This is a genomic window from Escherichia sp. 93.1518 (genome assembly GCF_013368915.2).
GTDB classification, from domain to species: Bacteria; Pseudomonadota; Gammaproteobacteria; order Enterobacterales; family Enterobacteriaceae; genus Escherichia; species Escherichia ruysiae.
The window spans coordinates 78,018-102,961 of record NZ_JABWMT020000009.1 but is presented as its reverse complement, the minus strand read 5'-3'; the positions used below and the strand labels follow the sequence as shown (position 1 = coordinate 102,961).

General features: G+C 51.4%; 19 protein-coding genes. 11 read left to right on the top strand and 8 right to left on the bottom strand.

What is annotated here, in order from left to right; translation table 11 throughout:
- The first annotated feature begins 80 nt into the window (after positions 1-80).
- Together mntR and HEN21_RS08860 are read left to right on the top strand one after the other, a co-directional pair.
- Positions 81-548 carry a manganese-binding transcriptional regulator MntR gene (mntR, locus tag HEN21_RS08865; protein WP_000091012.1) on the top strand — a complete coding sequence of 156 codons (468 nt, stop codon included), beginning with the start codon at positions 81-83 and terminating at the stop codon, positions 546-548.
- Positions 545-1,663: an anion transporter gene (locus HEN21_RS08860; protein ID WP_176252357.1), complete on the top strand. Its 1,119-nt coding sequence runs from the start codon at positions 545-547 to the stop codon at positions 1,661-1,663. The genes mntR and HEN21_RS08860 overlap by 4 nt, the downstream gene beginning before the upstream one ends.
- A gap of 57 nt (positions 1,664-1,720) precedes the next feature.
- Here the strand turns inward: HEN21_RS08860 and ldtB are convergent, their stop codons facing one another.
- Complete coding sequence (gene ldtB, locus HEN21_RS08855; RefSeq protein WP_001056379.1) at positions 1,721-2,641, bottom strand: L,D-transpeptidase; 921 nt, start codon at positions 2,639-2,641, stop codon at positions 1,721-1,723.
- A gap of 218 nt (positions 2,642-2,859) precedes the next feature.
- On the opposite strand from ldtB, the gene HEN21_RS08850 reads away from it, so the two are divergent.
- Entirely contained in the window at positions 2,860-4,452 is a 1,593-nt protein-coding gene (locus HEN21_RS08850) for an ABC-F family ATPase (protein WP_000961452.1), read from the top strand.
- A 228-nt stretch (positions 4,453-4,680) separates the two neighbouring features.
- On the opposite strand, the gene HEN21_RS08845 is transcribed toward HEN21_RS08850, so the two are convergent.
- From HEN21_RS08845 to HEN21_RS08830, 4 genes are all read right to left on the bottom strand, one after another.
- Positions 4,681-5,940, bottom strand: a complete 1,260-nt coding sequence (locus HEN21_RS08845; RefSeq protein WP_176252358.1) for a DUF1479 domain-containing protein — start codon at positions 5,938-5,940, stop codon at positions 4,681-4,683.
- 151 nt (positions 5,941-6,091) lie between these two features.
- Positions 6,092-6,907, bottom strand: a complete 816-nt coding sequence (gene ybiV / locus HEN21_RS08840) for a sugar-phosphatase YbiV (RefSeq protein ID WP_000216899.1) — start codon at positions 6,905-6,907, stop codon at positions 6,092-6,094.
- Between the two features lie 140 nt (positions 6,908-7,047).
- Positions 7,048-9,480 (bottom strand): glycyl radical protein, encoded by a 2,433-nt coding sequence (locus HEN21_RS08835; protein ID WP_000209333.1) that lies wholly within the window; start codon positions 9,478-9,480, stop codon positions 7,048-7,050.
- A gap of 5 nt (positions 9,481-9,485) precedes the next feature.
- Complete coding sequence (locus HEN21_RS08830; protein WP_176252359.1) at positions 9,486-10,385, bottom strand: glycyl-radical enzyme activating protein; 900 nt, start codon at positions 10,383-10,385, stop codon at positions 9,486-9,488.
- A gap of 129 nt (positions 10,386-10,514) precedes the next feature.
- Between HEN21_RS08830 and fsa the strand changes: the two genes are divergently transcribed.
- The gene (gene fsa / locus HEN21_RS08825; protein WP_176252360.1) at positions 10,515-11,177 is read left to right on the top strand and encodes a fructose-6-phosphate aldolase; all 663 of its coding nucleotides are present in this window, start codon (positions 10,515-10,517) and stop codon (positions 11,175-11,177) included.
- Between the two features lie 87 nt (positions 11,178-11,264).
- Here fsa and moeB read toward each other — a convergent pair whose 3' ends face one another.
- Entirely contained in the window at positions 11,265-12,014 is a 750-nt protein-coding gene (gene moeB, locus HEN21_RS08820) for a molybdopterin-synthase adenylyltransferase MoeB (protein WP_000829264.1), read from the bottom strand.
- Positions 12,014-13,249: a molybdopterin molybdotransferase MoeA gene (moeA, locus tag HEN21_RS08815; protein ID WP_176252361.1), complete on the bottom strand. Its 1,236-nt coding sequence runs from the start codon at positions 13,247-13,249 to the stop codon at positions 12,014-12,016. The genes moeB and moeA overlap by 1 nt, the downstream gene beginning before the upstream one ends.
- A 201-nt stretch (positions 13,250-13,450) precedes the next feature.
- Here moeA and iaaA point away from each other — a divergent pair, with 201 nt between their 5' ends.
- From iaaA to HEN21_RS08780, 7 genes are all read left to right on the top strand, one after another.
- A complete protein-coding gene (gene iaaA / locus HEN21_RS08810) occupies positions 13,451-14,416 on the top strand; it encodes a beta-aspartyl-peptidase (RefSeq protein WP_016159014.1) in 966 nt (321 codons plus the stop codon).
- Positions 14,403-16,274: a glutathione ABC transporter ATP-binding protein GsiA gene (gene gsiA / locus HEN21_RS08805; RefSeq protein ID WP_010351158.1), complete on the top strand. Its 1,872-nt coding sequence runs from the start codon at positions 14,403-14,405 to the stop codon at positions 16,272-16,274. The genes iaaA and gsiA overlap by 14 nt, the downstream gene beginning before the upstream one ends.
- A 19-nt stretch (positions 16,275-16,293) precedes the next feature.
- A complete protein-coding gene (gene gsiB, locus HEN21_RS08800; RefSeq protein WP_016235167.1) occupies positions 16,294-17,832 on the top strand; it encodes a glutathione ABC transporter substrate-binding protein GsiB in 1,539 nt (512 codons plus the stop codon).
- 17 nt (positions 17,833-17,849) lie between these two features.
- On the top strand, positions 17,850-18,770 hold the full coding sequence (gene gsiC, locus HEN21_RS08795) for a glutathione ABC transporter permease GsiC (protein ID WP_000936029.1): 921 nt from the start codon (positions 17,850-17,852) through the stop codon (positions 18,768-18,770).
- Positions 18,771-18,772: 2 nt separating this feature from the next.
- Complete coding sequence (gene gsiD, locus HEN21_RS08790; RefSeq protein ID WP_001236057.1) at positions 18,773-19,684, top strand: glutathione ABC transporter permease GsiD; 912 nt, start codon at positions 18,773-18,775, stop codon at positions 19,682-19,684.
- 177 nt (positions 19,685-19,861) lie between these two features.
- Positions 19,862-22,210, top strand: coding sequence for a sensor domain-containing phosphodiesterase (locus HEN21_RS08785; protein WP_176252362.1), 2,349 nt, complete (start codon positions 19,862-19,864; stop codon positions 22,208-22,210).
- A 7-nt stretch (positions 22,211-22,217) separates the two neighbouring features.
- On the top strand, positions 22,218-23,546 hold the full coding sequence (locus tag HEN21_RS08780) for a GGDEF domain-containing protein (protein WP_176252363.1): 1,329 nt from the start codon (positions 22,218-22,220) through the stop codon (positions 23,544-23,546).
- Between the two features lie 46 nt (positions 23,547-23,592).
- On the opposite strand, the gene rimO is transcribed toward HEN21_RS08780, so the two are convergent.
- Positions 23,593-24,918: a 30S ribosomal protein S12 methylthiotransferase RimO gene (rimO, locus tag HEN21_RS08775; RefSeq protein WP_000049371.1), complete on the bottom strand. Its 1,326-nt coding sequence runs from the start codon at positions 24,916-24,918 to the stop codon at positions 23,593-23,595.
- Between the last annotated feature and the right edge of the window lie 26 nt (positions 24,919-24,944).

Genomic DNA, 24,944 nt, shown 5'->3' with positions numbered 1-24,944 from the left:
TTGTGCCTTCGCAACTCTGGTTTACAATGTGCGCACGAAATAAGAACGCTATATATGTGTCACCATAATGAGGAAGCACAATGAGTCGTCGCGCAGGTACGCCAACAGCAAAAAAAGTGACGCAGTTAGTGAACGTGGAAGAGCACGTTGAAGGGTTTCGCCAGGTAAGAGAAGCGCATCGCCGCGAACTTATTGACGATTATGTTGAGCTGATTTCTGACCTGATAAGAGAAGTGGGGGAAGCCCGTCAGGTGGACATGGCTGCTCGTCTGGGCGTTTCGCAACCGACGGTGGCTAAAATGCTTAAGCGGCTGGCAACCCTGGGGCTGATTGAAATGATCCCGTGGCGTGGCGTGTTTTTAACGGCGGAAGGAGAGAAGCTGGCGCAGGAAAGCCGCGAGCGCCATCAGATAGTCGAAAATTTCTTGTTGGTGTTGGGCGTCAGCCCGGAAATTGCCCGTCGCGACGCGGAAGGCATGGAACACCATGTCAGTGAAGAGACGCTGGACGCCTTTCGTTTGTTTACCCAGAAACACGGTGCCAAATGAGCCTGCCTTTTTTACGCACGCTGCAAGGCGATCGCTTTTTTCAGTTATTAATTCTCGTTGGTATCGGATTAAGTTTTTTTGTTCCCTTTGCGCCGAAATCCTGGCCTGGCGCTATCGACTGGCACACCATCATTACTTTAAGTGGCCTGATGCTGCTGACCAAAGGTGTTGAATTAAGCGGTTATTTTGATGTGCTGGGGCGCAAAATGGTGCGCCGTTTTGCTACTGAGCGTCGGCTGGCGATGTTTATGGTACTGGCGGCGGCGCTGCTTTCTACCTTTCTGACCAACGATGTCGCGCTGTTTATTGTTGTCCCGCTGACCATCACGCTGAAAAGACTGTGTGAGATCCCGGTTAATCGGCTGATTATTTTTGAGGCGCTGGCAGTGAATGCCGGATCGCTGCTGACGCCGATTGGTAATCCGCAAAATATCCTTATCTGGGGACGTTCGGGTCTTTCGTTTGCCGGTTTTATTGCACAGATGGCACCGCTGGCTGGTGCGATGATGCTGACATTGCTGCTGCTGTGCTGGTGTTGTTTTCCTGGAAAGGCGCTGCAATATCATACGGGGACGCAAACGCCGGAGTGGAAACCACGGCTGGTGTGGAGTTGTCTGGGGCTGTATATCGTCTTCCTTACGGCGCTGGAGTTGAAACAAGAGCTGTGGGGGCTGGTGATTGTGGCGGCGGGCTTTGCGCTGCTGGCACGTCGCGTGGTGCTCAGTGTGGACTGGACGTTGCTGCTGGTGTTTATGGCGATGTTTATTGACGTCCATTTACTGACCCAGCTTCCGGCGTTGCAAGGCGTGTTGAGTAACGTGAGTCATTTATCCGAACCCGGATTATGGTTAACGGCGATTGGTTTATCGCAGGTGATCAGTAACGTGCCGAGTACTATTTTGCTGCTGAACTATGTGCCGCCGTCGTTGCTGCTGGCATGGGCGGTTAACGTAGGTGGTTTTGGCTTGTTACCGGGATCGCTGGCAAATTTGATTGCGCTACGGATGGCGAACGATCGTCGTATCTGGTGGCGTTTCCATCTTTATTCGATACCAATGCTGTTGTGGGCGGCGCTGGTAGGATACGTTTTGTTAGTTATGCTCCCGGCAGTGTAAGAGCTGGCAAATAAAAAGGCGGATTATGAGTCCGCCTTGTGCTTTAAGTTTTAAAGATTAATTCAGACGAACCGGCATCCCGGAACGGTTTTGAATAGCCTGATCCAGAACAGCCTGGTCAACATCTGGCTGACCGGTCACTGTCTGCACGCTCTTGGTTAGCGTAATCGGCACAATTTCCTGACCTTCAAACTGGGCTTCGGTCGTAGACAGCGGATTATGGACTTCAATATAACGGCTGCCGTCCGGCTCGGTGGTCGCTTTTACCGGCTCATCAATAAACTGTACGCGAGTACCGACCGGCACTTTCTCGAACAGGAATTTGATGTCTTCGTTACGCAGACGCACACAACCGTGGCTTACGCGCAGGCCGATACCAAAGTTGGCGTTGGTGCCGTGGATAGCGTACAGGCGACCGATATACAGTGCATACAGTCCCATCGGGTTATCCGGGCCAGCCGGAACGACAGCCGGAAGCGGTTCGCCCGCAGCGCGGTATTCTGCATGCATTTTAGCGGTCGGCGTCCAGGTCGGGCCTGCTTTCTTACGCTCTACTTTGGTGGTCCAGTTGATAGGCGTGTCTTTACCTAACTGACCAATGCCGATCGGCAGTACGATAACGGTGTTAGTCCCTTTCGGATAGTAATACAGACGCATCTCTGCGCTGTTAATCACAATGCCTTCATGAACAGTGTCCGGCAGGATCAGTTGCTGCGGGATGTTCAGTACGGTGCCGCCTTTCGGCAGGAAGGTATCCACACCAGGGTTCGCTTCCATCATATTGGAAAGCCCCATCTGATACTCAGCCGCAAAGTACTCCAGCGGCTGAGTGTTACCTTCAGGGATAGTGATCACCTGATTCTGACCAACCAGGCGACTCCCGTCGGTTGGCAGAGGATAAGTTACCGCTGAAGCGGTACTGCAAAAGCCGACAACAGCGAAGGCCGCTGCGAATAACGTTTTCAATTTCATATTCATGTTAAGCGAGATTTCGTGCCTGGCAGGCCATTAGGTTGAGAATATTAGAGTATTGGAAGCGCATTATATGTTCATTCCAGCTAACAGTGAAATCAGATGTGTACGAAATCACATTTTTTGCCTTTGGGAAGAGTGTAGACCTTAAGCGGGGGACGGGATCTTCTTTCAGATTTATGGCATAATGCGCGGTTTGTCATATCTCTTTTCAGGATACGCCTGTGTTAGTTTCCAGTAACGTCACCATGCAGTTCGGCAGTAAGCCGTTGTTTGAAAACATTTCCGTCAAATTTGGCGGCGGCAACCGTTACGGCCTGATTGGCGCGAACGGTAGTGGTAAATCCACCTTTATGAAGATTCTCGGCGGCGACTTAGAGCCGACGCTGGGTAACGTTTCCCTCGATCCCAACGAGCGCATTGGTAAACTGCGCCAGGATCAATTTGCCTTTGAAGAGTTCACCGTGCTGGATACGGTGATCATGGGGCATAAAGAGTTGTGGGAAGTGAAGCAGGAGCGCGACCGCATCTATGCTTTGCCGGAAATGAGCGAAGAAGATGGCTATAAAGTTGCCGATCTGGAAGTGAAATACGGCGAAATGGACGGTTACTCTGCGGAAGCTCGCGCTGGTGAACTGTTGCTTGGCGTGGGAATTCCAGTGGAACAACACTACGGCCCGATGAGTGAAGTTGCTCCTGGCTGGAAGCTGCGTGTGCTGCTGGCGCAGGCGCTGTTTGCTGATCCGGACATTCTTCTGCTCGACGAACCAACCAACAACCTCGACATCGATACCATTCGCTGGCTGGAGCAGGTGCTGAACGAGCGTGACAGTACCATGATTATCATCTCGCACGACCGTCACTTCCTGAACATGGTTTGTACCCACATGGCGGATCTGGATTACGGCGAACTGCGCGTTTATCCGGGCAACTACGATGAGTACATGACGGCGGCGACGCAGGCACGCGAACGTCTGCTGGCTGATAACGCCAAGAAGAAAGCGCAGATTGCCGAGCTGCAATCTTTCGTTAGCCGCTTTAGCGCCAACGCCTCTAAATCTCGTCAGGCAACTTCGCGCGCGCGTCAGATTGATAAAATCAAACTGGAAGAGGTGAAAGCCTCCAGCCGTCAGAACCCGTTCATCCGTTTTGAGCAGGATAAGAAACTGTTCCGTAACGCGCTGGAAGTGGAAGGGCTGACCAAAGGGTTTGATAACGGTCCGCTGTTTAAAAATCTCAACCTGCTGCTGGAAGTGGGTGAAAAGCTGGCGGTACTCGGCACCAACGGCGTCGGTAAATCGACCTTGCTGAAAACGCTGGTGGGTGATCTGGAACCGGATAGTGGCACCGTAAAATGGTCAGAGAACGCGCGCATTGGTTACTACGCGCAGGATCACGAATATGAGTTCGATAATGACCTGACCGTGTTTGAATGGATGAGCCAGTGGAAGCAGGAAGGCGATGACGAGCAGGCGGTGCGCAGCATTCTCGGTCGCTTATTGTTCAGTCAGGATGACATCAAAAAGCCTGCCAAAGTGCTTTCCGGTGGTGAAAAAGGCCGTATGTTGTTTGGTAAGTTAATGATGCAGAAACCGAACATTCTGATCATGGACGAACCGACCAACCACCTGGATATGGAATCCATCGAGTCACTGAACATGGCGCTGGAACTGTATCAGGGCACGCTGATCTTTGTTTCACACGACCGTGAGTTCGTAAGCTCCCTGGCGACCCGCATTCTGGAAATCACCCCGGAACGCGTGATCGACTTTAGCGGTAATTACGAAGATTACCTGCGTAGTAAAGGGATCGAGTAAGTTATTGTCAGTGGCCCTGGAAATGTCAGGGCTACTGATGACAAATGCAAGATTGTTATCAGGCCTACGTAGACCCTGCAATATATTGAATCTGAAGGGCTTTGTAGGCCGGATAAGGCGTTAACGCCGCATCCGGCATGAAGAAAGCGCACTTTGTCAGCAATCTGAGCAACATCGAACCGACTTCCTTAACCTCACATCAATTCACTTCCACTAATCCATCACCTCTCAAACATCCATGCCCAGCGCGCGTTTACCGTGAACGTTCAGATCCTCCAGCGTAAAACGACCTTGCCAGTTTGTTTCATAATCTTCACGCGGGAAATCCCCCGGCGAGATGCCTTTTTCCAGTGCCTCTTTGACCTTGTGCGCATAAGCCCGGTTCTTCTCGCACATCGGCGCGGCAGGAATATACATCACGTTCCCCCAGCCCTGTTGATTGTCTACCGGTGCGACACAGTGGATCACATCGCAGTGCCACCAGACAGAATCCCCCGCTGTTATTGCCGGAATTGACGTTAGTGCTTTCATCAATAAGGGGTGCCATTTTTCAGAAACAGGCAGAACTTTACCAGGCGCGACGCCGCACAGCTCGTCGTCCGGCACGTCATCCAACAGCGGGCGTAATAAAACATACGCCATCGCTTCCGGGATCGGCACCACATGCAACAACCCCTGGCCTGGTAACATATCGGAAAGTGCCGTCCAGCCCTGGAACGTGCGGAACACGGAACATTTGGTAGTGTTATCGACGGTGTATTCTTCTACATCGGTACGGTGTGCGGCATCCCACGGATCGTAATCATCAAAATTACCGTTGAAAACATGGGCAAAAACGCGCTGATAAGCGGGTAATAACCAGCGTTCCAGTGCGCCAGAATCAGTGTGTGCGCCCAGACCTTTGGACGTCGTGCCCGGTGGGCGACGGCGGATCCTGTCTGGATAGATTACGCTGACATCGGGATCAAACCATTGTTTGCCGTTGCTTTCAGACTTCCACAGGCGGTTAAGGAAAGATTGCACCGCAGCCATATTGTCGCTCTGCCGCGCCTGCATCTGTGCCTGTGACCAGTAAATGGGATAGATTTCGGGGCGAGACGCCTCCAGCGAGCCGAAAAAGCTGTCACCGGGACCTTTATAAACATCATCAAAGTGATTGGCATCAAGGTAGTTGAGCATTGCGCGATCCCACGCCAGCGCCTGCTCGCGGGGGAAATGGCCTTTTATTACCGCGCAGCCGCGACGTTTTATCTCATTGCGCGTGGCTTCACTCACTGTACCTGCTGCAATGTCGCTATAAGGAACTTCCGGCCAAACCGGCAGTCCTTGCGCTTTCAGTGCGTCTATTTCTGCTACACGCGCTTCGATTTTTGCAGAGAGTTTATCGAAGACCTGTTGTACATCGCCGATCTGTTGCCGCAGCTCCGCTTTCATCTCACGGATAGCCGTTTTCGCATCTGTTGGCAGCGTCTCATGGGTAAAAGTCATATCAACCTCACAACTTTCGTTCGAAAGTAAAAATGATTGCGATTGATACTTTAAGTTAAAAATAAGTTAACGCAAGATGAAAATCTTGAGTTAGGGCACAAAGTGAGCAAAAAAGAGAGATGCCGGAGCGGTCACTCCGGCCGGGAGAAGATTACTTATTGAAAGGAGTGGTGCTATCCAGCACCGCCTGAATCACATTCAGCGCGCCTTCATGATTATTATCATCGGTAGCGTAACGGGCGATTTGTTTAATGTTTTCCGCAGCATTGCCCATCGCAAAGGAATAATGCGCCATTTTAAGCATCTCTGCGTCGTTACCGCTGTCGCCAATCGCTACCACATTTTGCGGCGACAGACCCCAGCGTTTTAACAACCGCGAAATACCATTTGCTTTATGCAGGCCGGGAATAATCAGGTCGATAAAACCCGCGCCACTGGTGACAGGTTTCATAATGCCATCGAGCGCAACGTGCAGTTTGTCGACAACCAGCGGGATTTGTTCATCCGGCAGGTTGAGCGAAAACTTGAAAAGCACGTCATCAATCTCCTGGTAATCCTTCACAGGTTTCAGTCGATGGTAGTGTTTTTCCATCAGTGCGACGAATGCTTCCGGCGCATTTTCACTGATGTATGCGCTTTGCAGACCACAGGCGACAAAATTGAGTTGTTTATCTTTCAGCAGTTCCCCAATGACAATCCTGGATTCATGCCGGGTCAGTTCGCCGTGGAACAACTGCTTGCCATGTTCGTAGACCAGCGCGCCATTTTCCGCGACAAAAGAGATTTCATCTTTTAGCTCAGGAAAAAAGGAAATAAGCTGGTAATACTGGTTACCACTGGCGACAACGAACTCAATATCGCGCTTTTTCAGTTCCTGATACTGCGCCATAAAACGTGACTGGTTGTACATTTTGGCGTCGTTAAGAAAAGTACCGTCCATATCGCAAACGATAACTTTTACAGTCATAAAAGTGCTCCCGGCAATGAATGCAAACGCCACAGTGTAATGACAATGTGATGCGGAGCACAAACTAATTTCGAATGAAAGCGAGAGTAAAATTGATTTCGTGAATGTTTTAGCCCGGCGGCGACGCCGGGCTGAGGGGATTACAGCATGTGTTCGGTGCGGGCGATGATATCGTCCTGTGCGTCAGGAGAGAGCGCGGTGAAGAAGGCGGAATAGCCCGCGACACGCACGACCAGATCGCGGTATTGATCGGGATGTTTTTTCGCTTCCAGCAATGTTTCTCGGGAAACAATGTTGTACTGAATATGCCAGCCTTTGTGCACTTCGAAGAAGGTGCGCAGCAGGATCATCAGTTTCTGCTTGTCAGATTCGTTCTCCAGCGTCGCCGGGTTCAGTTTCTGATTGAGCAACACACCGCCGAGAATCGCTGCCGTAGGCAGTTTACCCACAGAGCCAATGACCGCCGTTGGGCCGAGATGGTCAGTACCGGAGGCCGGGCTTGCGCCTTCTGCCAGCGGGGTATGCGCTTTACGTCCGTCCGGCGTTGCCATCGTCTGCGCGCCAAACGGTACGTTGGCGGAAATAGATGATGTACCTGCGTAATAGTTGCCGCCAACTGGACCACGACCATAGCGCGGGTTATGGTACTGTTTCAGTTCGTCGATATAGGTCTGATAAGCGCGAGCCAGCAGCGTATCGACGCTATCATCGTCGTTGCCGTACTTCGGCGCGCCGTTAATCAGACGCTGACGCAGTTGCTCGTGAGTCAGACCTTCGAAGTCTTCCGCCAGTGCGGCAGCCAGTTGTTGCTGACCAATCGCACCCTGTTCAAATACCAGTTTCTTCACTGCCGCCAGGCTGTTGCCGAGGTTGGCAATGCCGACCTGCAGGCCAGAAACCCAGTCATATTTCGCGCCGCCTTGCTTGATACTTTTCGCTCGCTCAATGCAGTCATCCACCAGCGCCGAGCAGAGAATATCGTGCACGTTCTCTTCCAGCATGGTGTCGACGACATATTCGATTTCGATTGATTTGCGGGTGTAGTAACGGATTTGCGTATCCCACGCGTCCATTACTTCATCGAAGTTGTTGAAGTTACCCGCAGACAACGCTTTTTCTTGTGGCAGGAACACTTTGCCACTGGTGGCATCACGACCGCCTTCCAGCGCCGCCAGCATCACGCGGGCGAAGTTGATAAAGCTCATGCCGGTGCAGCGATAGCCCCATTTACCGCCGACGGCGGTTTCGATACAACCAATCGCTGCGTAATCGTAAGCGTCCTGCGGTTCAATACCGAGTTTAATAAATTCCGGGATGACGATTTCGTCGTTGTTGAACGCCGGCATCCCGAAGCCACAACGGATCACCTGCACACAGGCGTCGAGGAAATCGTTACTCATTCCCGCATGGTAACGCACGCTGAGGTTAGGCTGAGTGGAACGCAGGCGACCGCAGGATTCGAGGATCGCGTAAGAGAGGGGATTCACCGCATCCATTGGTTGACCATCAACCAGATTTTGCCCGCCAATGGTGACGTTCTGATACAGCGGGCTACCCGCAGAGGCTTTCGAGTGCGAGCCGGAGCGGATCTTGTTCACTTCCAGCAGTTTCAGCCAGCAGCTATGCAGCATCTCGATGGCGTGTTCGCGATCCAGCGTCTGGTTGAGTTCAACGTCGCGGCGATAGTACGGATAGAGATACTGGTCCATACGACCAAACGAAACCGAGTGACCGTTAGATTCAATCTGCAAAATCAACTGGATGAAGTAGCACAGTTGCAGCGCCTGCCAGAAAGTTTGCGGCGGCTGGTGGGCGATAAGATCGCAGTTTTCTGCTATCGCCAGCAGTTCATCACGACGGCTTTCGCGAGTTTCGGTGGCTGCCATTTCACGCGCCAGGGCAGCGAAACGTTCAATGTGTTCACTGACTGCCACCAGCACGATATCAATGGCTTTCAGGAACTGCTCGCCGTGCAGATCTTCCAGTACCGTCAGGTTGATACGCGAGCGACGCTCCGCCACTTTCTCGCGCAGACCATCAAGCCCTTTTTCCAGCAGCAGCGGGAAATTCACCGCCAGGTGCGCATCGCCGGAGGTCATATTGCCTTCTGCTTTAATGATACCGGTCGCCAGCAGGCCTTTTTGCTCATCGGTAAACATGCCGTAGCAGCGATCCTGTACCGTCTGACCGCGCCACCACGGGCACACTTCATGCAGAACGCGTTTGTTCTCTTCGCTCACCGCAAAACCAGCACCCGGACGATCCGCCAGATCATCAATCTCTTTTTCGATCCAGGAGACGGTATATTCCGGGAAGATCGGCGCGGCACGAACTTCGCTTGCCTGGTTGCCGATGATCAACTCATCGTGTTTGATCCAGATGGTGCGATTCGCCAGGTGATGTGCCAGTGCCAGTGCGCGACGTACCGGGATCGGCTTATCGAGATGTTGTTGATACATCTCGGTATAGTGCTGTGCGCGCTCGGTACAAACCGGCGGTTTCACAATATGCACCAGCGCATTTTTGTGCGCTTTAATGCGGTCGCTGAGCGTGTCCAGTTTCAGTGTTGTCATGGTTGTTATCCTCGTAAAGTCGCGGTTAACCCTTTCTGGCAGGCATACTGCTGGGCAAAGTCGAGCAGTTCTGGCGCATCAAGCGGTTTTTCCGGGGCGTCATAGGGCAGATTAAGTAAGTGATATTTGTTGATGCCCAGCGTGTGGTAGGGCAGGAAATGAATTTCGCCAACGTGCAGCTCGTCGGCGGCAAAATCGGTAATGGCTTTCACAGAGGTTTCATCGGCATTAAAGCCCTGAATCAGCGGCACGCGAATGATGATTTTTTTGCCCGCTGCGGCGAGTTTTTTCAGGTTATCCAGCACTCTGGCGGCGTTACCGTCGGTCCACTGTTTAAACGGCGCGTCGGCGACGTGTTTTAAATCGGCAAGAAACAGATCGATATAGGGCAGAGAAGGGGCGATATATTTCCACAGCACATGCAGGCAGGTTTCTACCGCAGTATGAATGCCGGCCTCGTGGCTGGCTTGCAGTAGCGCCATCGCCATTTCCGGCTGCATAAACGGTTCACCGCCAGAAAGCGTTAATCCGCCGCCGCTGCGATCGTAAAACGGTTTATCGCGCAGAACGGTCGCCATGATCTCCTCAACGCTTTTCACTTCGCCGCACACTGTTAACGCCTGTGTCGGGCAGCAGTCGGTTAACGCCGTCAGATGTTCAGGGGTTAACTTTTCCCGATGGATAAGCAGGCCATTCAGCGTGCGCTCAATCACTTCCGGGGCGGCCTTAGCACACAGCTCGCAGCCCTCCAGGCACAGACGCGCGTCATACAGCAGATCCTGCGTGCGGGCGCGGCTTTCTGGGTTCTGACACCAGCGGCAACCCAGCGAGCAACCTTTCAGAAAAACCACTGTGCGAATGCCGGGACCGTCGTGGGTCGAGTAGCGTTGAATATTGAAGATCATAGATGCCTCTCTGTTTCGTTCAAACATTAAATTACTTTCGAATGAAAGTTATGTTGATGTGCGTCAACTGTTCAGAGAGTTTTCTCGTGGTAGTCTGGTTTCAGACAAAAGTACATTTTGAGGATGGTTATGGAACTGTATCTGGATACTTCAGACGTTGCTGCAGTGAAGGTGCTGGCGCGCGTTTTTCCGCTGGCGGGTGTGACCACTAACCCGAGCATTATCGCTGCGGGTAAAAAACCGCTGGACGTTGTGCTTCCGGAACTTCACGAAGCGATGGGCAGTCAGGGGCGTTTGTTTGCCCAGGTAATGTCTACCACTGCTGAAGGCATGGTGAACGATGCGCGCAAACTGCGTTCTATCATTGCGGATATCGTGGTGAAAGTACCGGTGACCGCCGAGGGGCTGGCAGCTATCAAAATGTTAAAAGCGGAAGGGATCCCGACGTTGGGCACGGCGGTGTATGGCGCAGCACAAGGGCTGTTGTCGGCGCTGGCGGGCGCGGAATATGTTGCGCCTTACGTCAACCGTATTGATGCTCAGGGGGGGAGCGGTATTCAAACCGTGACCGATTTGCATCAGTTACTGAAAATGCATGTGCCACAGGCGAAAGTGTTAGCCGCGAGTTTCAAAACCCCGCGTCAGGCGCTGGACTGCTTACTGGCAGGATGTGAATCAATCACCCTGCCGCTGGATGTGGCGCAGCAGATGATTAGCTATCCGGCGGTTGATGCTGCCGTGGCGAAGTTTGAGCAGGACTGGCAGGGCGCGTTTGGCAGAACGTCGATTTAACAGGATGTTCTGCATCCTCATAAATTGCTTATGACGTGGCGGAGTGCACCGACGCCTGCCGCGTCTTATCAGGCCTGGAGGCGACAATTACTGCCCGCAAACCTCACATCCCGCATTGCGCATCAGTTTCATTTCGCGGAACTGACAGGTCATCGCATCGTACATCACTATTTTTCCGCTGGCAGGTTTGCCATAACCTGCCAGCAGTTTGATCGCTTCCATTGCCTGCAACGAACCAATTACGCCAATCAACGGCGCCATCACACCTGCTTCCACGCAGGTTAGCGCGTTCTCGCCAAACAAACGGCTAAGGCAGCGGTAGCAAGGCTCGCCGTCCTGATAAGTAAAGACGGTGATTTGCCCTTCCATACGAATTGCTGCCCCGGAAACCAGCGGCACCTTTGCGGCAAAACAGCCAGCATTCAGTTGATTACGTACCGCTACGTTATCCGTACAGTCGAGCACCAGATCGTGTTCAGCAATCAACGCTGCAAGCTCAGCGTCATCAAGCAACGCATTCACCGGCGTAATCGAGATATGGGGATTGATCCGTGCCAGGGCATCACGAGCAGATTCAACCTTCGGTTGCCCGACCGTAGCGTCACTGTGTAGCGTCTGGCGTTGCAGATTCGAGAGCGAAACAGTGTCGAAGTCGAGCAGCGTCAGGTTACCAACACCGGCGCTTGCCAGATACTGCGAGGCTGCGCAGCCGAGTCCACCAAGGCCGACGACCAGCACGCTAGAATCTTTTAACGCTTCCTGACCGTCAAAATCAAAACCACGCAGGATGATTTGCCGGTTGTAGCGCAGCATCTCCTGATCGCTGAGTTCCGCCATTACAGGCCTCCGAATAACGCGTTAAATGGCTCGACTTCCACCCATTCGCCCACTTCCACATTGCCGCGATCGCGTTCCAGCACGATAAAACAGTTGCCGAGGCTAAAGGAGCTAAATATATGTGAGCCCTGATGTCCGGTAGTGGTGACTTCCAGTTCGCCGTTGGCATTGCGTTGCAGCACACCACGCTGGAAATCAAGACGACCAGGCGTTTTCTTGAGGCGAGAAGCCGTGCGTACACGCTGGCGCGTAGGCAGGCCGCTGGCGGTGTTGCCGCTTAATTTTGCCAGTAACGGCTGTACCAGTTGGTAGAATGTCAGCGTTGCTGAAACCGGATTACCCGGCAGGCCGCAGAACCAGCTATTGCCGAGTTTACCGAACGCGAACGGTTTGCCCGGTTTAATCGCCAGCTTCCAGAAGGCAATTTCACCCAGCTCTTCGAGAATAGTTTTGGTGTAATCTGCTTCGCCAACCGAAACACCGCCAGAACTGATCACTACATCCGCCTGGCTGTCGGCTTCAATAAATGCGGCACGCAGGGCATGTGGATCGTCGCGGATAATCCCTAAGTTGATCACCTCGCAACCCAGTTGTTCTAACATCAGGTGTACGGCGAGACGGTTGGTATCGTAGATTTGACCGTCGCCCAGCGGCTGACCTGGCAACTGGAGTTCATCACCGGTGGAAAACAGCGCCACACGCACTTTGCGAATCACCGGAACTTCGGCAATTCCCAGCGAAGCAATCACCGGCAGCTCTGCGGTAGTCAGGCGAGTACCCGCCGGGAAAACAACCGCACCCGCAGAGATATCTTCACCGCGACGACGAATATTTTGCCCGCTACGCACTTCAGCGGTAAAACGCACTCCTGCGTCTGTTTGTTCGGTCTGTTCCTGCATCACCACCGCTTCGCAGCCTTCCGGCACCGGAGCACCGGTCATAATGCGAATACAGGTGCCAGCAGGCCATTCACCATGATACGGCTGACCGGCAAACGATTTGCCAGCAACAGAAAGCGGTTGCCCGGAGGCGATATCGGCTAAGCGAACCGCGTAGCCGTCCATTGCCGAGTTATCAAATCCAGGGACATCGAGCGGCGAAACCACATCGCTCGCCAGAATACGACCAAAACACTGAACCAGTGGCAGCGTTTCCTGGGCAGTCAAAGGGGTAACGCGAGAAAGCATCTCATTAAGCGCGGTGTCGAGCGACATCAAACCGGTGGTAAATTCCATGAAAACACTCCTGCGGGGCAAAATCGAATCCGCCTATTATGTCAGAAAAACGCCACGGACTGTATGCCACCTCGGTCGTAGAGCGGGCTCCTGCCTTTACATGCCATATACATCTTTCTATATTCAAAAATTGAATGAATAATTCATAAAAATTCTGATATTTATAGCAAAGTGGCGAGCCACCCTTAATGGACGAATACTATGGGCAAAGCAGTGATTGCAATTCACGGCGGCGCAGGCGCAATTAGCCGCGCACAGATGAGTCTGCAACAGGAATTACGCTACATTGAGGCACTGTCAGCCATTGTCGAAACCGGACAGAAAATGCTCGAAGCGGGCGCAAGTGCGCTGGATGCAGTGACGGAAGCCGTGCGCTTGCTGGAAGAGTGTCCACTGTTTAACGCTGGAACTGGCGCTGTCTTTACGCGTGATGAAACCCATGAGCTCGACGCCTGCGTGATGGATGGCAACACCCTGAAAGCCGGTGCTGTGGCGGGCGTCAGTCATCTGCGTAATCCGGTTCTTGCCGCCCGTCTGGTGATGGAACAAAGCCCGCATGTGATGATGATAGGTGAGGGCGCAGAAAATTTTGCTTTTGCTCATGGCATGGAGCGCGTCTCGCCGGAGATTTTCTCCACGCCTTTGCGTTATGAACAATTGCTGGCGGCGCGTGAGGAAGGGGAAACGCTCCTTGACCATAGTGGCGCACCGTTGGATGAACAACAGAAAATGGGCACTGTGGGAGCTGTGGCATTGGATCTCCATGGCAATCTGGCGGCTGCCACGTCCACGGGGGGAATGACCAATAAATTACCTGGTCGGGTCGGCGACAGCCCGCTGGTTGGCGCCGGGTGCTACGCCAATAACGCCAACGTGGCAGTTTCTTGTACCGGCACGGGCGAAGTCTTCATTCGCGCGCTGGCGGCGTATGACATTGCCGCGTTGATGGATTACGGCGGATTAAGCCTCGCACAAGCCTGCGAGCGGGTCGTTATGGAAAAACTCCCTGCGCTCGGCGGCAGTGGCGGTCTAATCGCTATCGATCACGAAGGTAACGTCGCGCTACCGTTTAACACCGAGGGAATGTATCGCGCCTGGGGCTACGCAGGCGATACGCCAACCACCGGTATCTATCGTGAAAAAGGGGACACCGTTGCCACACAGTGATGAGCTTGATGCCGGTGATGTGCTGGCGGTTGATAATCTCAATATTGCCTTTATGCAGGACCAGCAAAAAGTGGCAGCGGTTCGCGGTCTCTCTTTTAGCCTGCGACGTGGCGAGACACTGGCGATTGTTGGAGAGTCCGGTTCCGGCAAGTCAGTCACAGCACTGGCGCTGATGCGTCTGCTTGAACAGGCGGGCGGCCTGGTGCAGTGCGACAAAATGGTATTGCGGCGCCGCAGTCGTGAGGTGATTGAGCTTAGTGAGCAGAGTTCCCGGCAAATGCAGCATATACGCGGTGCGGATATGGCGATGATTTTCCAGGAGCCAATGACGTCGCTAAATCCGGTATTTACCGTGGGCGAGCAGATTGCCGAGTCTATCCGTCTGCATCAGAACGCCAGTCGTGAAGAAGCAATGGCGGAGGCGAAACGGATGCTGGATCAGGTTCGCATCCCGGAAGCGCAAACCATTCTTTCGCGTTATCCGCATCAACTCTCCGGTGGGATGCGCCAGCGGGTGATGATTGCCATGGCGCTGTCATGTCGCCCGGCGGTGCTGATAGCCGATGAGCCGACGACCGCACTGGACGTCACCATTCAGGCGCAGATCCTGCAATTAATCAAAGTGTTGCAAAAAGAGATGTCGATGGGCGTCATCTTTATCACTCACGACATGGGCGTGGTGGCGGAGATTGCCGATCGGGTACTGGTGATGTATCAGGGCGAGGCGGTGGAAACGGGCAGCGTCGAACAGATTTTTCATGCGCCACAGCATCCTTATACCCGTGCGCTATTGGCTGCTGTTCCGCAGCTTGGCGCGATGAGAGGGCAAGATTATCCCCGACGTTTCCCGTTGATATCGCTTGAACATCCGACTAAACAGGAACGCCCTGTCGAGCAGAAAACGGTGGTTGATGGCGAACCTGTTTTACAGGTGCGTAATCTGGTCACCCGTTTCCCTTTGCGTAGTGGGTTGTTGAATCGCGTAACGCGGGAAGTGCACGCCGTTGAAAAGGTTAGTTTTGATCTCTGGCCGGGTGAAACGTTGTCGCTGGTGGGCGAGTCTGGCAGCGGTAAATCCACTACCGGGCGGGCGTTGCTGCGCCTGGTCGAATCGCAGGGCGGCGAAATTATCTTTAACGGTCAGCGAATCGATACCTTGTCACCCGGCAAACTTCAGGCATTGCGCCGCGATATTCAGTTTATTTTTCAGGACCCTTACGCTTCGCTGGACCCACGTCAGACGATCGGTGATTCGATCATAGAACCGCTGCGTGTTCATGGGTTATTGCAGGGTAAAGACGCTGCTGCACGCGTTGCGTGGCTACTGGAACGCGTTGGTCTGTTACCCGAACATGCGTGGCGCTACCCGCATGAGTTTTCCGGCGGTCAGCGTCAGCGTATCTGTATTGCCCGTGCGCTTGCGTTGAATCCCAAAGTCATTATTGCCGATGAAGCCGTGTCGGCGCTGGATGTTTCTATTCGCGGGCAGATTATCAACTTGTTGCTCGATCTCCAGCGTGATTTCGGTATTGCATATCTGTTTATCTCCCACGATATGGCGGTCGTGGAGCGGATCAGCCATCGTGTAGCGGTGATGTATCTCGGGCAAATTGTCGAAATAGGCCCCCGGCGCGCGATCTTTGAAAATCCGCAGCACCCTTATACGCGTAAATTACTGGCGGCAGTTCCGGTTGCTGAACCATCCCGACTGCGGCCACAGCGCGTACTGCTATCGGACGATCTTCCCAGCAATATTTATCAGCGTGGCGAAGAGGTTGCAGCCGTCTCGTTGCAATGCGTCGGGCCGGGGCATTACGTCGCACAACCACAATCAGAATACGCATTCATGCGTAGATAACATTCAGGCGGAGAATCAAATGGCAAGAGCTGTACACCGTAGTGGGTTAGTGGCGCTGGGTATTGTCACAGCGTTGATGGCATCTTGTGCATTCGCTGCCAAAGATGTGGTTGTGGCGGTGGGATCGAACTTCACCACCCTCGACCCGTATGACGCGAATGACACGTTGTCACAGGCCGTGGCGAAATCGTTTTACCAGGGACTGTTCGGTCTGGATAAAGAGATGAAGCTGAAAAACGTGCTGGCGGAGAGTTATACCGTCTCCGGCGACGGCCTCACTTATACCGTGAAATTGCGTGAAGGGATTAAGTTCCAGGATGGCACCGACTTCAATGCGGCGGCGGTAAAAGCGAATCTGGACAGAGCCAGTGACCCTGCGAATCATCTTAAACGCTATAACCTGTACAAGAATATTGCCAAAACTGAAGCGGTCGACCCGACAACGGTGAAGATTACGCTTAAGCAGCCGTTCTCAGCGTTTATTAATATTCTTGCCCATCCGGCGACAGCGATGATTTCTCCGGCGGCGCTGGAAAAATATGGCAAGGAGATTGGTTTTCATCCGGTGGGAACCGGGCCGTATGAACTGGATACCTGGAATCAGACCGATTTTGTGAAGGTCAAAAAATTCACTGGTTACTGGCAGTCGGGACTGCCCAAACTGGACAGCATTACCTGGCGTCCGGTGGCGGATAACAACACCCGTGCGGCCATGCTGCAAACCGGTGAAGCGCAGTTTGCTTTCCCCATTCCCTACGAGCAGGCCGCGCTGCTGGAGAAAAACAAAAATATCGAGCTGATGGCCAGTCCGTCGATTATGCAGCGTTATATCAGTATGAATGTGACGCAAAAGCCATTCGATAACCCGAAGGTACGTGAGGCGCTGAATTATGCCATCAACCGTCCGGCGCTGGTGAAAGTCGCGTTTGCGGGATATGCAACGCCCGCCACTGGCGTGGTGCCGCCGAGTATCGCCTACGCGCAAAGTTACCAACCGTGGCCTTACGATCCGGCAAAAGCGCGCGCATTACTCAAAGAGGCGGGATATCCCAACGGTTTCAGTACCACGCTGTGGTCGTCGCATAACCACAGCACCGCGCAGAAAGTGCTGCAATTTACCCAGCAGCAGTTAGCGCAGGTAGGGATTAAAGCCCAGGTGACGGCGATGGATGCCGGACAGCGGGCGGCAGAAGTAGAAGGTAAAGGGCAAAAAGAGAGTGGCGTGCGACTGTTCTATACCGGCTGGTCGGCTTCGACCGGCGAAGCTGACTGGGCGTTATCGCCGCTGTTTGCGTCACAGAACTGGCCACCGACGCTGTTTAATACTGCGTTTTACAGCAATAAACAGGTAGATGACTACCTGGCTCAGGCACTGAAAACTAACGATCCGGCGGAAAAGACCCGCTTGTATAAGGCGGCGCAGGATATCATCTGGCAAGAGTCGCCGTGGGTTCCGCTGGTGGTCGAAAAACTGGTGTCGGCACACAGTAAAAATCTGACCGGTTTTTGGATCATGCCAGACACCGGCTTCAGCTTTGAAGATGCGGACTTGCAATAAGCAACGCAGGGAGTGGAATGCTTAATTACGTTATAAAACGCTTACTGGGGTTGATTCCGACGCTGTTTATCGTCTCGGTGCTGGTGTTTTTATTTGTCCATATGCTGCCCGGCGATCCGGCGCGATTGATTGCCGGGCCCGAAGCTGATGCTCAGGTCATCGAACTGGTGCGTCAGCAACTGGGGTTGGATCAGCCGCTGTATCACCAGTTCTGGCACTATATCAGCAATGCCGTGCAGGGAGATTTTGGCCTGTCGATGGTCTCGCGTCGTCCGGTTGCCGATGAGATTGCCAGCCGCTTCATGCCAACGCTGTGGCTGACCATAACCAGTATGGCCTGGGCGGTGATATTTGGTATGGCGGCGGGGATTGTTGCCGCCGTCTGGCGTAACCGCTGGCCAGATCGCTTGAGTATGACCATCGCGGTGTCGGGGATCTCCTTCCCGGCATTTGCCCTGGGGATGCTTTTGATTCAGGTTTTTTCCGTTGAGCTGGGTTGGCTGCCGACTGTCGGTGCGGATAGTTGGCAGCACTACATTTTACCCTCCCTGACGCTCGGCGCGGCAGTGGCAGCCGTGATGGCGCGCTTTACCCGCGCGTCGTTTGTCGACGTATTAAGCGAAGATTATATGCGTACCGCGAGGGCGAAAGGGGTGAGCGAAACCTGGGTTGTCCTCAAACATGGGCTACGCAACGCGATGATTCCGGTAGTGACCATGATGGGCTTACAGTTTGGCTTTTTGCTCGGTGGGTCCATCGTGGTGGAGAAAGTCTTCAACTGGCCCGGACTTGGGCGCTTACTCGTTGACTCCGTAGAAATGCGCGATTACCCGGTGATTCAGGCGGAAATTCTGCTTTTCTCGCTGGAATTTATTCTTATCAACTTAGTGGTGGACGTGCTTTATGCCGCCATTAACCCGGCTATCAGGTACAAGTAAGGATGCGATTATTTAACTGGCGTCGTCAGGCGGTGTTAAACGCCATGCCACTGGTAAAACCTGATCAGGTGCGTACTCCGTGGCATGAGTTCTGGCGACGTTTTCGCCGTCAGCATATGGCGATGACCGCCGTATTGTTCGTTATTTTATTGATTGTGGTGGCCATTTTTGCTCGCTGGATCGCCCCCTATGACGCCGAAAATTATTTCGATTATGACAATCTGAATAACGGACCTTCTTTGCAGCACTGGTTTGGCGTCGATTCACTGGGGCGCGACATTTTCAGCCGTGTCCTGGTTGGTGCACAAATCTCGCTGGCGGCGGGTGTGTTTGCGGTGTTTATCGGTGCGGCGATTGGGACGTTGCTGGGTTTGCTGGCTGGATATTATGAAGGCTGGTGGGATCGGCTGATCATGCGTATTTGTGATGTGCTGTTTGCTTTCCCTGGCATTTTGCTGGCTATTGCTGTTGTTGCGGTGCTGGGAAGCGGCATTGCTAACGTGATTATCGCCGTCGCTATCTTTTCTATTCCGGCGTTTGCCCGACTGGTGCGCGGCAACACGCTGGTGTTAAAACAGCAAACCTTTATTGAATCAGCGCGCAGTATTGGTGCCAGCGATATGACGATTTTGTTGCGCCACATCTTACCGGGGACAGTCTCTTCCATCGTCGTGTTTTTCACCATGCGCATTGGCACCTCGATTATCTCCGCCGCCAGTCTGTCGTTTCTCGGCCTGGGAGCGCAGCCGCCGACCCCGGAGTGGGGAGCGATGCTCAACGAAGCGAGAGCGGATATGGTTATCGCGCCGCATGTGGCGGTTTTTCCGGCACTGGCTATTTTCCTGACCGTGTTGGCGTTCAACTTGCTGGGTGATGGTTTGCGTGATGCGCTGGACCCCAAAATTAAAGGATAGTCACGGTTGAATATTGCTTGAAAGGGTAATGACCTCAGAGGAAATTATTGCCTTAAGCAAGTGTTGTAACTTTCTTCTAATTTTGTAGAATCGGGTAATTTGGTTAAAAAGCCGTTGCGAGGGACTATTTATGCAGCGGCACAGCGTACTGACAGTTATTTTGTTAAATGTATTAACATGCTGAGTTTATACGAAAAGATAAAGATAAGGCTGATAATTTTATTTTTATTGGCTGCGCTGTCATTTATTGTTCTTTTTTTCATCATTAACTATCAACTGGTATCGGAGCGTGCGGTAAAACGTGCCGATAGCCGCTTTGAACTTATTCAAAAAAACGTTGGCTATTTCTTTAAAGATATTGAACGTTCCGCTCTGACGTTAAAGGACTCACTCTATTTATTGAAAAACAGTGAGGAGATTAAACGTGCCGTCATCCTGAAAATGGAAATGATGCCATTTTTAGACTCAGTGGGGCTGGTACTGGATAATAATAAATATTATCTATTTTCGCGGCGGACGAATGATAAAATCGGTGTTTATCATCAGGAAAAGGTAAATGCCCCCCTTGTTGATGAAGCAGGACGCGTCATCTTTGCCGATTTTAATCCGTCGCAGCGCCCGTGGTCAGTAGCTTCGGATGGCTCTGACAGTAGCTGGAATCCGGCATATAATTGCTTTGATCGTCCGGGGAAAAAATGTATTTCTTTTACGCTGCGAATTAACGGCAAAGACCGTGATTTGCTGGCTATTGATAAAATTCATGTCGATTTAAACTGGCGATATCTGAACGAATACCTTGATCATATCAGCGCAACTGATGAAGTCTTGTTTCTGAAACAAGGTTATGAAATCATTGCCAAGAACCAACTCGCCCGTGAAAAATTGATTATTTATAATAGCGAAGATAATTATAATATTATTGATTCTGTCGATACGGAGTATATAGCAAAAACATCGCGCGTACCCAATAACTCGCTATTCGAAATCTATTTTTATTATCCTACGGGGAAACTATTTAACGCGTCAGATAAACTCTTTTATTTGCCGTTTGCTTTCATTATTGTCGTATTGCTGGCGCTTTACTTAATGACGACCCGTGTGTTCCGTCGCCAATTTTCAGAAATGACAACGCTGGTCAATACGCTGGAGTTTTTACCTGACTCTGCGGATCAAATGCAGGCACTGAAAATTCGTGACGGCGATGCGAAAGAGATTATCAGCATCAAAAATTCGATCGCGGAAATGAAAGATGCTGAAGTTGAGCGTTCAAATAAATTGCTCTCACTGATCTCCTACGATCAGGAAAGCGGTTTTATCAAAAATATGGCGATTATTGAGTCAAACAATAATCAGTATCTGGCCGCCGGGATCATCAAACTGTGCGGACTGGAAGCCGTCGAAGCCGTGTTTGGTGTCGAGGAACGCAACAAAATTGTCAGGAAGCTGTGTCAGCGAATTGCCGAGAAATATGCACAATGCTGCGATATCGTGACATTTAATGCCGATCTCTATTTATTATTGTGTCGGGAAAATATACAGACTTTTACCCGTAAGATCGCGATGATAAACGATTTCGACAGTAGCTTTGGCTACCGCAACCTGCGTATACACAAATCTGCCATTTGTGAACCTCTGAAGGGCGAAAATGCCTGGAGCTATGCAGAAAAACTGAAGCTGGCGATTTCCAGCATCCGTGACCATATGTTCTCTGAGTTTATTTTCTGTGATGATGCGAAACTCAGCGAAATTGAAGAGAATATCTGGATTGCGCGCAATATCCGTCACGCCATGGAAAAAGGCGAGCTATTCCTGGTTTATCAACCGATTGTTGATATTAACACCCGCGACATTCTGGGCGCTGAGGCGCTGTGTCGCTGGGTTTCTGCGGAGCGGGGGATCATCTCGCCGCTGAAGTTTATTGCTATCGCGGAAGATATCGGTTTTATCAATGAACTGGGTTACCAAATTATTAAAACGGCGATGGCTGAATTCCGCCATTTTAGCCAGCGTGTGCTCCTGAAACAGGATTTCTTACTGCATATTAATGTTTCGCCCTGGCAGTTAAACGAACCACATTTTCATGAGCGTTTTATCGCCATCATGAAAGAACATGAACTGACAGCGAAAAGTCTCTGTATTGAGATCACTGAAACTGTGATCGAGCGAATTAGTGAACATTTTTATCTCAATATTGAACAATTGCGTAAACAAGGGGTACGAATATCGATTGATGACTTTGGTACAGGTTTGTCAAACCTGAAACGTTTTTATGAAATTAATCCTGATAGCATAAAAGTGGACTCGCAATTTACCGGCGATATTTTCGGCACTGCGGGCAAAATTTTGCGCATTATCTTCGATCTGGCACGCTATAACCGGATCCCGGTGATTGCAGAAGGTGTTGAGAGCGAAGAGGTTGCGCGTGAATTAATCAAATTAGGGTGTATTCAGGCCCAGGGGTATCTGTACCAGAAGCCGTTGCCATTCTCTGCCTGGGACAAAAATGGGAAGTTAGTAAAAGAGTAGTTTAGGTATGTCCAGAATCAATAAATTCGTACTTACAGTCAGTCTGCTGATTTTTATCATGATTTCAGCGGTTGCCTGCGGGATCTATACCCAGATGGTAAAAGAACGGGTGTATGGCCTGAAACAGTCCGTTATTGATACTGCTTTTGCGGTGGCAAATATTGCTGAATATCGGCGTAGTGTGGCAATTGATCTCATTAACACGCTTAACCCGACTGAAGAAGAATTGCTGGCTGGCTTGCGCACAGCTTACGCTGACTCGGTTTCACCTTCTTATTTGTATGATGTTGGTCCTTATCTGATTTCCAGTGATGAGTGTATTCAGATTAAGGAGTATGAAAACAATTATTGTGCAGATATTATGCAGGTTGTTAAGTATCGGCATGTTAAAAATACGGGGTTCATCTCTTTTGACGGCAAAACCTTCGTCTATTATCTCTATCCGGTTACTCACAATCGCAGTTTGATATTTTTGCTTGGGCTGGAACGATTTTCGTTACTGTCAAAGTCACTGGCAATGGATAGCGAGAACCTGATGTTCTCACTGTTTAAGAACGGCAAACCAGTTACCGGTGATGAATATAATGCCAAAAATGCCATCTTCACCGTTTCGGAAGCGATGGAGCATTTCTCCTATTTGTCGACCGGATTGTACGTATTTGCTTATAAAAAAGACGTTTATTTGCAGGTATGTACGCTGATTATTTTCTTTGCTGCCCTGGTGGCAGTTATTTCAGGCACAAGTTGCCTTTATCTGATACGCAGAGTGATTAATCGTGGCATTGTTGAGAAAGAAGCCATTATTAATAACCATTTTGATCGCGTTCTGGACGGTGGGCTTTTCTTTTCAGCGGCGGATGTCAAAAAACTCTACAGCATGTATAACTCGGCGTTTCTTGACGATCTGACCAAAGCAATGGGCAGAAAATCCTTTGACGAAGACTTAAAAGCCTTACCGGAAAAAGGCGGTTATTTATGCCTGTTTGACGTCGATAAATTCAAAAATATTAACGACACCTTCGGTCATTTGTTGGGCGATGAAGTGTTGATGAAGGTAGTGAAAATCCTTAAATCACAAATCCCGGTGGATAAAGGTAAAGTCTACCGCTTTGGCGGCGACGAATTTGCGATAATTTATACTGGCGGAACCCTGGATGAGTTGCTATCGATTTTAAAAGATATTGTCAATTTCCAGGTGGGGAGTATTAATTTAAGCACCAGTATCGGCGTGGCGCATTCAAATGAATGTACTACCGTTGAACGACTGAAAATGTTGGCGGATGAGCGGCTGTATAAGAGTAAGAAAAACGGCAGGGCACAGATTAGCTGGCAGTAATTTTTATTAACGAACCGGGCAAATGATTTTGCCCGGCCTGAATTAATTAAACCCGGCTACCCCACAAATCGTACTCGTCGGCGTGCTCGACTTTCACACGCAGGATATCGCCCGGCTTAACGTTGGTTTCACCATTGAGATAAACTGCGCCGTCGATTTCCGGAGCGTCTGCCATGCTGCGGCCGATTGCGCCTTCTTCGTCTACTTCATCGACGATCACCAGAATTTCACGGCCCACTTTTTCTTGCAGGCGCTCGGCAGAAATCTGCTGTTGCAGTTGCATGAAGCGATTCCAGCGTTCTTCTTTCACTTCTTCCGGCACTTGATCTGGCAGAGCATTGGCATCAGCGCCTTCAACCGGGCTGTATTTAAAGCAGCCAACGCGATCCAGACGTGCTTCTTTCAGGAAGTCGAGCAGCATCTGGAAATCTTCTTCCGTCTCGCCAGGGAAGCCGACAATAAAGGTTGAACGCAGGGTCAGTTCCGGGCAAATTTCGCGCCACTGTTTAATGCGCGCCAGTTGGCGATCTACAGAACCCGGACGCTTCATCAGTTTGAGAATTCGCGGGCTGGCGTGCTGCAACGGAATGTCCAGATACGGCAGGATTTTGCCTTCAGCCATCAGCGGGATAACGTCATCTACATGCGGGTAAGGGTAAACGTAGTGCAGACGTGTCCAGATCCCCAGTTTTGATAACTGTTCGCACAGGCTGACCATACTGGTTTTTACCGGCTCGCCGTTGTGGAAGCCTGTACGGTGTTTAACATCAACGCCATACGCGGAAGTATCCTGGGAGATCACCAGAATCTCTTTAACGCCTGCATCTACCAGGCGTTTCGCTTCGCTTAACACTTCGCCAATCGGACGGCTCACCAGATCGCCGCGCATAGACGGAATAATGCAGAAGGTGCAGCGGTGGTTACAGCCTTCGGAAATCTTCAGATAGGCGTAATGACGTGGCGTCAGCTTAACGCCTTGCTCCGGCACCAGGCTCAGGAATGGGTTGTGTTTCGGTTTTGGCACGTAGTGATGAACGTGCTCCAGAACCTGCTCATAGCTATGAGGGCCGGTGATTTCCAGCACTTTTGGGTGGACTTCGCGGATCTGATCTTCTTTCGCCCCCAGACAACCGGTCACTATTACCTTGCCGTTTTCATTCAACGCTTCACCAATGGCTTCCAGTGATTCTTGCACCGCACTGTCAATAAAACCGCAGGTGTTGACGATCACCATGTCTGCGTCGTCGTAGCTCGGTACTACGTCATAACCTTCAGTGCGCAGTTCGGTCAGGATACGCTCTGAATCGACGAGGTTTTTCGGACAGCCGAGGGAAACAAAGCCGATTTTCGGCTGGGGAGTTACTTTGCTCATAGCTTAAAAAATATTCAGTTACAGGA